The sequence below is a fragment of the Vibrio inusitatus genome, assembly GCA_024346935.1.
In the GTDB taxonomy this organism is placed as follows: Bacteria; Pseudomonadota; Gammaproteobacteria; order Enterobacterales; family Vibrionaceae; genus Vibrio; species Vibrio inusitatus.
Map to the genome: position 1 here is coordinate 366451 of AP024879.1, position 14069 is coordinate 380519.

Annotated in this window: 8 protein-coding genes; 1 reads left to right on the forward strand and 7 read right to left on the reverse strand. The window is 42.8% G+C overall.

What is annotated here, in order from left to right; translation table 11 throughout:
* Positions 1–67 precede the first annotated feature (67 nt).
* The 5 genes from OCU48_RS14775 to OCU48_RS14795 all read right to left on the reverse strand — a co-directional run bounded on the left by OCU48_RS14775 (position 68) and on the right by OCU48_RS14795 (position 7100).
* Positions 68–511 (reverse strand): hypothetical protein, encoded by a 444-nt coding sequence (locus OCU48_RS14775; RefSeq protein ID WP_141345920.1) that lies wholly within the window; start codon positions 509–511, stop codon positions 68–70.
* A gap of 88 nt (positions 512–599) precedes the next feature.
* Complete coding sequence (locus OCU48_RS14780) at positions 600–1448, reverse strand: hypothetical protein (protein WP_141345922.1); 849 nt, start codon at positions 1446–1448, stop codon at positions 600–602.
* Between the two features lie 123 nt (positions 1449–1571).
* Positions 1572–3029, reverse strand: a complete 1458-nt coding sequence (locus OCU48_RS14785; RefSeq protein ID WP_141345924.1) for a phospholipase D family protein — start codon at positions 3027–3029, stop codon at positions 1572–1574.
* Positions 3030–3113: 84 nt separating this feature from the next.
* Positions 3114–5228 (reverse strand): carboxylesterase family protein, encoded by a 2115-nt coding sequence (locus OCU48_RS14790; protein WP_141345926.1) that lies wholly within the window; start codon positions 5226–5228, stop codon positions 3114–3116.
* Positions 5229–5450: 222 nt separating this feature from the next.
* The gene (locus OCU48_RS14795) at positions 5451–7100 is read right to left on the reverse strand and encodes a hypothetical protein (RefSeq protein WP_371859110.1); all 1650 of its coding nucleotides are present in this window, start codon (positions 7098–7100) and stop codon (positions 5451–5453) included.
* Between the two features lie 456 nt (positions 7101–7556).
* On the opposite strand from OCU48_RS14795, the gene OCU48_RS14800 reads away from it, so the two are divergent.
* A complete protein-coding gene (locus OCU48_RS14800; protein WP_141345930.1) occupies positions 7557–8732 on the forward strand; it encodes a patatin-like phospholipase family protein in 1176 nt (391 codons plus the stop codon).
* A gap of 945 nt (positions 8733–9677) precedes the next feature.
* Here the strand turns inward: OCU48_RS14800 and OCU48_RS14805 are convergent.
* On the reverse strand, positions 9678–10880 hold the full coding sequence (locus tag OCU48_RS14805; RefSeq protein ID WP_141345932.1) for an ammonium transporter: 1203 nt from the start codon (positions 10878–10880) through the stop codon (positions 9678–9680).
* 421 nt (positions 10881–11301) lie between these two features.
* Complete coding sequence (locus OCU48_RS14810) at positions 11302–13056, reverse strand: sodium:solute symporter family transporter (protein ID WP_141345934.1); 1755 nt, start codon at positions 13054–13056, stop codon at positions 11302–11304.
* Positions 13057–14069 lie beyond the last annotated feature (1013 nt).

The window sequence follows — 14069 nt, forward strand, 5'->3', positions numbered from 1 at the left end:
TGGCGTCTTGTTATCCTCGCAGTCGCAATTCAGTAGAGTGTAAATCGAGACAACTAAGAGCAACGAGCTAACGAATATCAGTGATCATTCGACCATCTTGCAGTTTTTCCCCAGATTCAGCACTATCAAGCATTTGTCCTAATGGTGAGTGTGGAGTAATAACCACGACATCATGCTCAAGCTTGTAGCCACCGCAAATAGGTAAAAACCAACAAATCATTTTATTGTCGATAGTCACCAATGCACCGATATCTATTTCATCATCTTCTGCAAAATCACGAAACACCATAGAACTAAGCTGGTTAATCATCGTGTCGCAATCTGCTACACGTTGAGATTGTCCGTGAGCGAGATAGGCTGCTTCTAATCCTACAGTATCGTATTGAGTTTCAGCTACGCTTTGCTCGTGCGTGGCGGCATCGTGAGCACTCTCTGCTGCGGCCAATGCAATTTTTCGTTGGCTGTGTAATGTTTGAAGAAGGCTTTGACGTAATTGTTCTTTGTCGATCATGTTATTTAATCAATAGCTAAAACAATATGGTAGCGAATTATGAGGCATAGTGCGATTGTAAGCGTTCGACAGTATTGGTATTTCGTGACTAAAAACGATAAGCCATTTTTAACATTGGACCAAAAAACTGATAGTCGACTTTAAGGCGAGTATGTTCGGCTTTGTAACCGACGCCAAGATCATAGTAGTTAAACGATGCGCTGATGCTAAAGTTTTCTGTGACGTAGTAGCGCGCGGCCATTTCCAGTTCATACATCCAACCTGATATTTTATCGTACTGTAAATAAAAGGCATGAACATGGCTTTTGAGCAGAATATCATCGCGTATTTTATGTTCCATTAAAAAACCAAGATTAGGTAATGGAGCGGTTATTCCGCTATTAAAACCTTCAGCGACAAGCGTGGCCTCTGATGAGATACTCTCATTGGCTTCGATATCGATTTCACCGCGCATGCCTAGTTCGAGCCGAGTGACATGAAATCCAGCTAGAAAATGGATATCCAAATGCTCGGAATTGTAAAAGCGATAACCATAACCAAGGCGCATGATATCAACATTGAGTGTTGTGAGTAGATCGGCTTCCCCACCTATCGTATAGGTATGACCATCCAATGTTAGTTGGAATGGGCGTGCCACATAGTCTTGATATCCATTACGATGTAATCGACGCCAATCAAGGTAGATTTGATGGTTGTTGTTAAAGCGATACTCCAAATTCAAATAGGGTAGAACATCGTCATGGGGAAGGTTCAGTTCTGACTCAAAATTAAGGTCGACATATTCTTTGTGGATAGGGTCATACACTTCGATATCGGTGCTGGTTTGAGAGAAAAAAGCACCAATTTCAATTTCGAAAGTTCCAGCATATACGCGAGGAGTTAACGTGAACGCACACAATAGTGTTAACAGTCGACCTAGATAGATGACGTTTTTCAACCGCTTTACCTCTGTATTCCAAATTGATTTGAGTGGTGACTGTCAGCTTTTTGCTGTTGTTAACGACAAACAATCAGCAACATGCGCTCTGTTTGAGAGCGCACTACTGTTTGTGGTAGAGGATTAAAGCTCTGATTCCGCATTCATCTTTCTGAAAATCCAATGGGTGGCTTTGTGCATCCCGCTGTAATTAGGATTATTGGTTGTCACTGTGTCACCTGAGAACCAAACCGGTTGCTGTTCTTTGTTTAGAGCAACCTGCCAGTACAACTTACTTTTTTTGCTCAATAAGTAGTGTTCGATCTGCTCTGCGAACTCTGGGCTATTTACAAAAACACCAAACTCTATATTGAGGTTGTCTGAGCGTGGGTCAAAATTAGACGAACCAATGTAGGTGAGGGTATTGTCCAATATTACTGTTTTGTTGTGATAATAAGTGTCCGCATGGTAGTAATGGTCTTCATTGATCGCATTGTCTTTATATTCCAAAAGATTGACCCCTTTTTGTAGCAACGTAGTACGGTGCTTCTCGTAGTAGGCCGGAATAAAGCCAGAGTCATTTGACGCTGAAGAGTTAGTGATTAAGGTAACATCGGTATTGTTGCTTCTTAATCTATCAATGGTTCGAAACTCACCATCAGACGGCACTACGTAGGGTGTAGAGATAATCGCAGTTTTTGCATTATCTAAGTGCTCGCTGATAGTACGTTCAGCTCGAGCCCTGAAGTAAGGCTTGTTATCGTGTAATTTATGTAGCGAATCAAATACAGGTGTAACTTCAACATCGATTGCATTTGGCGTTGCCAGATTAGATACACTGCGCTCAATCACTGCCAGTATGTGTGAATTCTTTTTCCTCTCTTTGGCATACGCTTTATCAAATTGACGGAACTGAGAATCACCTTTTACCGCAATCAATTCGTTGATTGGCGTTACGTACTCACTTTCCCAAAGCGATACATAATTATGGTCAAAAGGCTTAATGATTTCGCCAGTAAACAGAGTGTCCATATCAAAGAAATTGGCGTCTTTGCTAAAGCCAAAATATTCGTCTCCAATGTTTCGCCCGCCCAAGATCATTGAGTGGTGGTCAACATTGAAGTATTTTTCATGTAGGCGATTATCCAACTGCTTTTGGTTGCCAGCAAAGTCAAATACGCGACCCATCCAACCTATTTTTCTTGAATTAAAAGGGTTGAAAATCTTGATTTGAATATTTTCATGTTGGCTAAGCTCAGCAAGCCATTTTTCATTGAAAATCAATAAGTCATCGAGAATCAGACGTACTTGCACCCCGCGGTCGGCTGCTTGTTTTAATTCATCGAGCAACATCAAACCAAGCGTGTTTTTATCCCAAGAAAAGTAGGTCATATCGATGGTTGTTTTAGCATTGCGAACCAGATCTACTCGTCGAGAAAAGGCTTCGTCAGCCGTTGGAATCAGATAAGCCTGTGCTTGATATTCATTGCTTTTCCATCTCGCTTCAAAGGTATCTTCAACCTCTGGAAACGGCTGGGCACATCCTGTGACCAAAGCAACCAGCATCATTGTGCACGCTGTTTTTAGTTTGCTAAGTGTCATAATTCACCTGCGCTTAAACGTAAAATTTGGATATAAAAACGGCCAGCGAGCTGGCCGTTGTAGTAGGATGGTTTTTGAATATGTTTAGTTTAGGTACCAGTCCCAAGGCATAAGACCTTGCTCTTCTAGACCGGTTAAGCGACCTTCACGTAGCTTAGGGTCGACACCTGGGTTGGTGACATAGTCCCAGTCATAGGTTGTGCTATCGCTAAAGCCTTGAGATTCGATAACTAATACATTGTCAGCAGCATCGCTGTATTGGTAGTTAGTAAATAACTCTTCGCTAAACCATAGGCGTGACATTTCGTTCATCATTGCCTTCTCATTGCTTGTCGGGTGAATCTCACTACCGTCAAAACGTACGGCTTTGTTGAACACAAATGGCAGTTCTGAGCCGTTACATGCACCGCTGATGCAACCGATCGTTTTGAATAGGTCAATGATTGATAGTTGGTCGAATTCACCCGTTTCTTCATTTAGACCTGTTTTAAAGTTCCACATGTTGAAGCTTGGCTTTTTATCAAAGCGATATAGCGTTGTTTCTACTTCACTGTTTGCAGCCATATAACGAGCAGGGCCGTTGAATAGCGTGTCATTTAGCAAGGTTTTAAATTGCTTCATGTTGTCAAGAGCACCACCTAAGCTAGCTTCTGAGTTAGGGTAGAAATCAGTTAGAGCCAGAATATCTTGGGTTTGTTGGTGGCTAGTGATTTCAACAATGTCGACCAAGCAACCTACGGTACCCGTAATATCATTGGTATCAATACAGCCAGTCATTTCAAGTAGATCACCTTCTAGCTTGGCACCATAAAATAAACCAGTTACTGCACTATAAGCACTGCTTGGCAATACAAGCTCTGCTGAGACGTCATCACTTGCTCGCTCAGATAGTTTTTGCTCAAGAAGAGCGATGTTATTTTCATCTTCTAGCCAGTTAACCATTGCAAGTGCAAGCTTTGCTGGGTCTTCGTTAGTAAACAGTTCAGGTTCATCATTTGTTAATAGTTCTATGATTGTTGGAACCAAGAACGTAGCGGTAAATAGCATGCCAAAACTGTTCGATTCACTGGCATTGTTTCCTAAAACGGTTGGTACAGTTAATCCTGTTACGATTTGCGGCTTAGCATGATCCACACAGACCCACTTTTTAAAAATGGTCCCTTGTTCTTCAAGTTCATTACAACCAAGATATGGAGCAAATGGTAAAAGGTTAGACATTGGCGTACTGTCTGATTCTGGGCCAATAACTGGTACCTGCAATGAGGATAACAGCCAGTTTTTTAGCTGTTCGATACCATTCAAAGCAGTTTCTTGCGATGCCATGATCTCGTCAATTGAAGTGTCTGCCTTAAAGTCATTGTTACGGTCCTTAGCTACGTCATAGCTAGGATACTCAAAACCATATGGGTTACTTTGCATAATGGCTTGTTGGAAGTATTGACCAGAGACTTGCTCATCCTGTTGCAAAAAACTAATAGACATAGCGCCTGAGCCTTGGCCCATAACAGTTACGTTTTGAGCATCGCCACCAAATAGGTTGATGTTATTGTTAACCCACTCTAAGGCGCGTTTCTGATCTCCAAGGCCATAATTTCCATCAGCTAGGTCACTTTCGACCCACTGTGTACCTAACTGACCTAAACGATAGTTCAAGCTTACATAAATGAAAGGCTTACCATCATCGCTACCTTGAGCAACCACGGTATCACCGTGCACAAGTGCTTCAGAGCCTGAGCCATATTCAAAGTCGCCACCATGGATGAACACATACACCGGTAGTTCTGCATCAGCATCTAGGCCAGCTGGACGCCAAATATTTAGGTTTAAGCAATCTTCACTTTGAGCTTGCTCAGTGGCACGAACTTGCATACACACTTCACCAAACTGAGTTGCATCGATTACTTCATCTAGTTCTTTAGTCATGCTGTGTTCAAAGCGAGTTTGTGTCGCGTATTCGATGCCCTTGAAGCTTTCAACACTAACTAGTTTCTCTGTTCCGTCAGTGCCAGTAATAACAACTGACTCTTTTGACGCACCAACAGTAGAATCGCCAATGCTTAGTTCGATTGTCTCTGTGGGTAGCGGCGTAATTGGTGCGTCTTCAATTGGAAGCGGTACAGTAGGGTCAACGTCCGTATAACAAGCCGATAGCGTAGTGCTGATGGCGATAGCGAGAAGAGAACGGTGTAATAAGGTCATAATTTTTTCCACATTCAATATTCAGTTTGGAGTACTTATCTGTAAGTGACGCCGCTAGATAAACAATCGAATTTGGCGCTCTCTTTACTTGCGCTATTCGAACTACAGTTTCTTGGGCGTGATAGTACGTGGCGATTCGTGATTGTTTGAATCGCTTTTGTTGGATTGAATCCTCCATTTATCGCAGCTCGTTATTTCAAGCCGCGATTGAGGACAAAAGAGTTAGAAGCGGTACCCAAGGTTCAAGGTCATTGAGTCGCGTGTTTCACCTTTGTTGTATAGGAAAGACATTTGGTAGTTTTTGCCAAATTGCTTATTGACACCCACTAGCGCAGCCCATTGATTAAGGTCTACACCTACATCGTAATCAAACTCTATGTCGCCTGTTATTACTGTACCTTGCATGCGAGATTTCAAGCCTTGGTATTCAGCGCCAACAAATAGTTGTGTGCGATAATCAACAAGTTGGTAACCTAGCATAGGCTGAACCGTGATAATGCCGTCACCCCAGCGGTCACCGCCTTCTATGCGAGTAGTAGCATAAGTACCGGTAACAGAAGCGAAGAATTCTTTGTAGCCCACTGATAAAGTGGTACCTACACCGACTAAGTCATACTTGAGTTTTAGCGGTACGTTAAGGCGGCCAGTAGTACAGGCAGCTGCCAAGTTTTCACAGAAAAAGTCACCTGCGCCAGGCAATTTGTCGTTCAACAGATCTTGCAACTCTTCACCAATAGCGCCTGTGTAGCCAGCATCGACATTGGCATCAACGTTGATCTTTCCGACGAAACCGAACACGTTCCAGAAAGGGAGAATGTTGACATCGCCACGAAGTGTTAGAGATTGCGCATTTACTTTTGCAAACGTATCTTCAGGATCAAAGAACTCATTAAGTCGTACACCACCGATGATGAAATCATTGGTTGGCAGCGTCATATTTTGATCGCGGTATGCGATAGAAATACCAAAAGGCAGAGGTAAGTCGATACCTTGGCGCGCTACCATGTCACCCATTAGAGGGAAAACTCGATTAACTTCTACGCGCTCTTCGATTAGACGAGGGTCAGAAGCGTCAGAGAAGTGTTCCTCGTCAATAATGTTCACACCGTTGTCATCATATAGAGCGACCGGTACTACGGACTCAGCAATCTGTACAGGTTTTTTCCCTTTCCTACCTTCCATATCAATCCTCTTTTCCATGAGGATAAGCTTGTCAGTACCTAGTTTTGCAAAGCTAATTTCTTGGCGATATGTTTCGATGTGGTAACCATTTAACTTAAAAGGAGCACGGTTACTAATAATCATTTGCTTCGGTTCGTCATCAGAAATCAGCATTTCTACCTTCATGAAACGGAAATAAGCAATATCTTGGGGAAGACCATACTTTGAGTAATCGAATGTGATTGTCACATCACCATTGTCTAATTCGGTTGCTCTTACCGATGAAGGGTCATAGCTTTGAGCCCAGTTTCTTAGTCGATATTGAGTGCGAGTCGCTTGTTCTATTTCAGCAATTGCGTCGAAGTGTTTATCAAGTTTGCTCACATCATGCTTGATACGAAGATCAACATTACCTTTTTGGTCGGTACTCTTGACTAGATATACTGAGGTTTCTCTTGTTTCATCGGCGATTTGAACAGTTCTGCTCACTAGTTCTACCAAATGATCGCCCATATCGAGAGAGCTGATGCCAAGTTTTGGTAGATCATCATCGATACTGTAATGAGCAAAGATTTCTTTGCCTTTAAGTTCAGGGTTGAACGCAATCGAATTGTCGGCCACCGCACTTGAAGAAACTGTCAGCATTGCTGGGGCAATGATGGTTGATATAGAACGCTTTGCTACTTGTTTTAATACGTTAAACATTGTTATCCACTTTTACTTGTCAGAACCTCAAACCTATGAGTATTCAGAAATCTAAACCTTCATCGAACAACCTTTATTCGATGGATTAGCAAGCCCACTCACTAGCAATGAAACTAGGAAAACCGTATGGGGAGTTGCTGTATAAATTCGCTGTGGAGCGGATATTAGAGGCAATTAATGGAATGTATTAATCACTTATGTAGGACGTCACCCTCCAATAAATTGAAAATGACAAACGGTAATAAAGAAGGAAAAAATAGAAGGCGTTTCGTAGTTGTTTGTTATTTTTTAAAAGTGTACTGAGGCATCTCTAGAATGTTGAAATTGGAGATTTAATTGTAGGGTTAAGTCCTACACTGACGATTATTAAGACTTACTATGTTCATTTATTATTCGCGTCAATTAAGCCACTGCAATTAATCTGCTGGTGGCATTTATAACGACAACCTTTAGAGGCTTGCCATGACGCGCAAATTAAATTTCTTCTCTGTTGTTCTACTTTCTGTCTCTGTGACTGCTTGTAGCACTCCACACACTTTGGATAAGCGTGTTACTAAACAAAACTATAAGGATGTTACGCTGGAGACCAATACAAAGGTCGATGAGCCCTTACGATTCTGGGCTTCTGAGAAGCCGGAGTTTCTTTACGACAGTAATACACAAAGCACTCCGGTTACTGTCCAAGGCGATACTTTAAATATCTTAGCGTTGTCAGGTGGTGGAGCGAATGGAGCCTTTGGCGCTGGCGTTCTTATGGGCTTGCATGATAAAGGACAACTTAAAGATTATTCGATCATTACAGGCATCAGTGCAGGTGCTTTAATTGCACCTTTCGTATTTGCTGGTGGCGATGAGTTAACAAGGCTCGACGACGTTATTTTAGGTATTAACGATAAACAAGTATTAGGGAAAAAGAACTTCTTAAATACAATATTCAAGGATGCATTTACCAATGGTAATAACTTTATTGAATTTATTAGTGAGGCTTATCCTGAAGAAATGATTGATAAGATTGCCATGCAGCATAGACAGGGTAAGCGCTTATTTATCGGTTCTACACATTTCGATTCAGGTGAGTTAATGATTTGGAATTTAGGGGCTATTGCCAATAGCGATTTACCTAATAGGATAGAGTTAGTACATAAAGTCTTAGCGAGCAGTGCTTCGATACCCGGTGTATTTCCTCCCCAGTTCTTTGAAGTGAATGATAATGGTGCGGTACTAGAAGAAATGCATGTTGATGGTGGTCTAGCGGCACAAGTATTCTACAACCCATCTAATTTTGATTATCAGTTGGTGTCTGAGGCTCTAGACTTGGAAACAATGCCTCAATTGGATGTCATTCGAAATGGTCAGCTTAAGTTACCTTACAAACAAGTGAATGATAAAGGGGTAGCTCTATTGACCAAGAGCCTGTCAGGTCTAACTATGATGCAGACCCGCGGTGATATCTACAGAATGAAGTATCTAAGTGAGACTGAAGGTGTGCAGATGCAGCTTACCTATATCGATCAAGATTTCTCCTATGCCAAACAGTCCAAAGATATGTTCGACCTGAGCTATATGAAAGCGATATATCAATATGGGTATGACAAAGTAATCACCCGTGAACTTTGGGTCACGGATCTGCCTCAATAGACAAATATATTTCGTCAGTCTTTGTTCATTAGAGCATTCGTCACACCCGAGAGCTATTATAGGGTCTCTGATTGAAAATAGGTCCCCGATAACAACCTCGGGGACGACGGTTATTCATCGTGCGGAGTCTAGGGCATTTGTCATACCCGAGTGCTTCTATCGGGTATCTGACCATTAAATAGGTCCCAGACAACAACCTCGGGGACGACGGTTGTTCATGGTGCAGGCTTTAGGGGGTACGTTATATTCGAGTGTTTTTATCGGGTATCTGATCATTAAATAGGTCCCCGATAACAACCTCGGGGACGACGGTTATTGATCGTTCGGGGTCAAGGGGATACGTCATACCCGAGTTCTTTTATCGGGTGTCTGGTCATTAAATAGGTCCCCGATAACAACCTCGGGGACGACGGTTATTCATTGTGCGGGGTCTAGGGCATTCGTCATACCCGAGTGTTTTTATCGGGTATCTGATCATTAAATAGGTCCCCGATAACAACCTCGGGGACGACGGTTGTTCATGGTGCAGGTTCTAGGGGATACATAATAGCCGAGTGTTTTTATCGGGTATCTGATCATTAAATAGGTCCCCGATAACAACCTCGGGGGCGACTGTAATGCATCGTTCGGGCTCTAGGGTATTCGTCATACCCGAGTGCTTTTATCAGGTATCTGGTCATTAAATAGGTCCCCGATAACAACCTCGGGGGCGACTGTAATGCATCGTTCGGGCTCTAGGGTATTCGTCATACCCGAGTGCTTTTATCAGGTATCTGATCATTAAATAGGTCCCCGATAACAACCTCGGGGACGACGATTATTCATCGTATGGGGTCAAGGAGACACGTCATACCCGAGTGTTTCTATCGGGTATCTGATTGAAATAAGCCCCCGATAAACCTCGGGGACGATGGTTGTAGATTGTACGAGTACTAAAGTATCGTGTTATTTATCAGAATTGGTAGAACCAATTTTGTGAATCGCAAGATCAGCACCGATAAATTCATCTTCTTGGCTTAGGCGAAGACCAGAAATTTTATGGACTAGCCCGTACACGATAATACCGCCAACAACTGCAACGATAACACCGGCTAAAGTACCTACTACCTGAGACATAAAGCTAACGCCACCAAGGCCACCTAGTGCTGGTAAACCAAAGATACCTGCAGCAATAGCACCCCAAACACCACATAAACCGTGTAGAGGCCAAACACCTAGTACGTCGTCGATCTTCGTACTGCGTTGCAGGCGAGTGAATACCCAAACGAATAGGGCACCAGCTACACCACCAACAATGAACGCGCCTACAGGGTGCATCAAATCTGAACCCGCACATACAGCCACTAAGCCTGCTAAAGGACCGTTGTGAATAAAGCCTGGATCATTTTTACCAACAACTAGAGCAACTAACGTACCACCTACCATCGCCGCCAAGCTGTTTACTGCTACCAGACCGTTAATGCCATCCAATGTTTGCGCCGACATCACATTGAAGCCAAACCAACCAACAGTGAGTACCCAAGCACCTAGTGCAAGGAAAGGAATGTTAGAAGGAGCGAAAGCGATACCTGGTTTTCTGCCTTGGCGCGTACCGAGTAAATAGATAGCCACCAACGCTAGCCATCCGCCCATACCATGCACCACAACAGAGCCTGCAAAGTCGTGGAACTCTGCACCAAATTGGTTGTTCAGCCAATCTTGAAAACCGAAGTTGCCGTTCCATATTACGCCTTCGAAAAATGGGTACACAAAAGCCACAATTAATGCAGAAGAAATCAAGAATGGGCGAAACTTAGCACGCTCGGCGATACCTCCAGACACAATCGCAGGAATTGCCGCTGCGAAGGTAAGCAGGAAGAAGAACTTAACCAGTTCATAACCATTGTTTTCTGTCAGTGTTTCAACACTCACAAAGAAGTGTTGACCGTATGCTATTTGATAGCCGATAGCAAAATACGCTACCGCTGCAAGAGCGAAATCGGCCATGATCTTAACTAAAGCATTTACTTGATTCTTATGGCGAACCGTACCAACTTCCAAAAAAGCAAAACCTGCGTGCATGGCCAATACCATGATAGCGCCTAAAAGAATAAATAAAGTGTCTGCGCTTTGTGCTACGGCATCGATTGCTTGACTAATGTTGTCCATAAAATAGTTCCAAAGGTGTTTTAAGTTTCTACATACTTATTTGCAAGAACCATTCCAACTTTGGTGCAATAAGGTGTAGAAAGATCAAACTAAATACGAAAACGATGTAAAGCCCGTATTTATGGAGCTCTCAAAGATTTTGGTTAAAGAAAATAGGGAAGAACTTTTAGGAGAGTTAGCATTTAATCTTATGCTGCCCGTGAAGATTTGCATGATTTTAGTGCGTTACTGGCTCATTGTGCACATATATGGTGCGTCATATTGGTGCAGGGCGAATAGGTAACTTGGTGCAGTTGAGAACTCGAAGTTAGGTCATTAGCATTGACCGTGATTGAAATCACTACTGTGCTAAATGGTTGGGAATACAAAAAGCCCCAGCTAAATAGCCAGGGCTTCGTTTAGAGCTTAATTATTGGGGGAATTAAGCGGCTTGTTTAACTGCACCAGTTTTAGATGCGTTAACAAGTAGGATACCAACACTTAGTACGATTGAACCACATAGTAGGAACAATAGTCGTCCAGTTGGCTCGTTCGGGATAAGAGCCATAATCAGGATACCGAAACCGGCTGTGCTGATTAGCTTACCAAGCATAGAACGTTGTTTAGTATCTAGGTTTTGCTGCTCTTCGCCTTCTGAAATCACAGGAGTGTTCCAGTTAACGAATAGTTGCTCAACTTCAGCTTCACGCTCTGGCGTTAGGCCTTTGTACAGTAGAGTAGACGCGATGAAGAAACCACCGGTGAACACTACGTGTGCTGCCAAGCTTAGACCCACTTTCAGGTCAGCCCACTCACGTGCAGTTAGAGCATGCTCTAGACCAAATACGTTTTGTACGTCGTCTGCTGTTAGTGCAATACCGAAGATGTAAGAAACAATACCACCAACGATTAGCGTAGCCCAACCTGCCCAGTCTGGAGTCTTGCGAATCCACATACCTAGTAGGATAGGGATAAGCATTGGGAAGCCAATCAATGCACCGATGTTAAGTACGATGTCGAATAAGCTTAGGTGCTTCAGTGAGTTGATGAATAGACCGATACCGATGATGATCAGGCCCATTACAATTGTTGTCACTTTACTTACTGCTACTAGCTCTTTCTGAGACGCGTGAGGGCGCACGATAGGGCTGTAGAAGTTCATTACGAAGATACCAGCGTTACGGTTAAGACCAGAGTCCATTGAAGACATAGTCGCCGCGAACATAGCCGACATTAGTAGACCAACCATACCAGCAGGCATTACGTTTTGTACGAATGCTAGGTATGCTGCGTCACCTGCTTTGCTACCCATGCTTGCGTATTGTGCCGCAAAGTCAGGTTGGAAAGCTGCCATGTACCAAGGTGGTAGGAACCAGATTAGTGGACCAACAATCATAAGGATACAAGCTAGGCCTGCAGCTTTACGTGCGTTGTCACTGTCTTTAGCACATAGGTAACGGTATGCGTTGATACTGTTGTTCATTACACCGAACTGCTTAACAAAGATGAACACAACCCAAAGGATGAAGATGCTCACGTAGTTAAGGTTGTTGCCCAGCATAAAGTCGCCTTGGAAGTTGTCTACGATGTTTCCTAGACCACCACCTGCAAAGTATGCAGCGATTGCACAAGTAATTGTAACAGCCATGATTACTAGCATCTGCATGAAGTCAGATGCAACAACTGCCCAAGAACCACCAGTAACAGCCATCAACATGAGAACTAAACCGGTAACTACGATGGTTGCTTCCATAGGGATGTTAAATACAGCGGCTACGAAGATAGCAAGACCGTTTAACCATACACCAGCAGAAATCAAGCTGTCAGGCATACCTGCCCAAGTGAAGAACTGCTCAGAAGTTTTGCCGAAACGCTGACGAATTGCTTCGATAGCGGTTACTACACGAAGTTGACGGAACTTCGGAGCAAAATAGATGTAGTTCAAGAAGTAACCAAATGCATTGGCTAGGAATAGGATAACAACGACGAAACCGTCGCTGAACGCGCGTCCTGCGGCTCCCGTAAACGTCCATGCTGAAAACTGTGTCATGAAGGCGGTTGCACCAACCATCCACCATAACATTTTACCGCCACCCCTGAAGTAGTCACTGGTAGATGTTGTGAACTTTCTAAACATCCAGCCAATGGCCATTAAGAAGAAGAAGTAGGCGAGAACAACAAAAGTATCAATAGTCATTTTTTTCAGCCTTAAAGGTCTTTAGATTAACTGCGAATAATACTAGCCTTAATCACGATTTATTTGTACTACAATATGCACCTAATGTGATCTAGAGCACGTTTTTGTTCCGGGGTGTATATTGGCCATTTTATTCTTTTAAAACAAATAGATAGACTGCTTTTGAGTGTTTGTAATCCCATTATTGGTTACTTATATGCCAAATACGAAAGTACTTTAGTATTACAAAATGTAACACCTAATCCGGCTTGTTAAACTCAATTTTATAAGTACCAAAATTAGTTTAGTAGTTAATAGGTTAGACTAATTTTGTGAGTTTGCTCTAAAGATTGCTTGCTAACGAATTTGGTAGGGGAACGGTGTTCTAGTAAAGCTTGTTATTTATCTAATCGAAGGAAATATGAGCAGTCATCACGTGCTCAGTTAAGTTTTAACTTCTGCTTAACGTATCGATTATAGTTACCTGTCATCTTAAGTTCGATTTATGCTTATAGTGAGCACAGGGCTGAATCTATTTAACTGATGAAGAACCTCTGAATTAGCCAGATACTAGATAGCTACTGCATAGCTTCCGGTATGACGCTGTGCGGCGTTAGGTGATTGTTTCATCTGTGCTAGATGGTTACTTTCTGCGTTAAGTCATTAATATCGACTTAAACTGCAACACTCATCAATACGTCATCCTGAGCTCGACTCAGGATCTTAGAGTGCACGTAGTTGGTTCTAATTCACTAACGATGAAGTTTCGAAGTACCCAAGATACTGGATAGCTATTGCATAGCTTCCAGTATGACGATGTATTTTGGTGTAGGTAAGTCCATCCAGCCCAGTGACTTTTGTGGCCTACTAGTTAGATTTTGTCTGTGATAGTTCATTAGTATCGACTTAAGCTGTAACACTCATCAATACGTCATCCTGAGCTCGACTCAGGATCTTAGAGTGCACGTAGTTGGTTCTATGTCACTAACGACGAAGCTTCGAACCATTCAAGATACTGGATAGCTATTGCATAG

What these genes read in the sequence shown, in the direction of transcription:
- OCU48_RS14790 (WP_141345926.1), bottom strand. Translation starts at nt 5,228, where the DNA reads ATGACCTTATTACACCGTTCTCTTCTCGCTATCGCCATCAGCACTACG.
- OCU48_RS14805 (WP_141345932.1), bottom strand. Translation starts at nt 10,880, where the DNA reads ATGGACAACATTAGTCAAGCAATCGATGCCGTAGCACAAAGCGCAGAC.
- OCU48_RS14800 (WP_141345930.1), top strand. Translation starts at nt 7,557, where the DNA reads ATGACGCGCAAATTAAATTTCTTCTCTGTTGTTCTACTTTCTGTCTCT.
- OCU48_RS14785 (WP_141345924.1), bottom strand. Translation starts at nt 3,029, where the DNA reads ATGACACTTAGCAAACTAAAAACAGCGTGCACAATGATGCTGGTTGCT.
- OCU48_RS14810 (WP_141345934.1), bottom strand. Translation starts at nt 13,056, where the DNA reads ATGACTATTGATACTTTTGTTGTTCTCGCCTACTTCTTCTTCTTAATG.
- OCU48_RS14775 (WP_141345920.1), bottom strand. Translation starts at nt 511, where the DNA reads ATGATCGACAAAGAACAATTACGTCAAAGCCTTCTTCAAACATTACAC.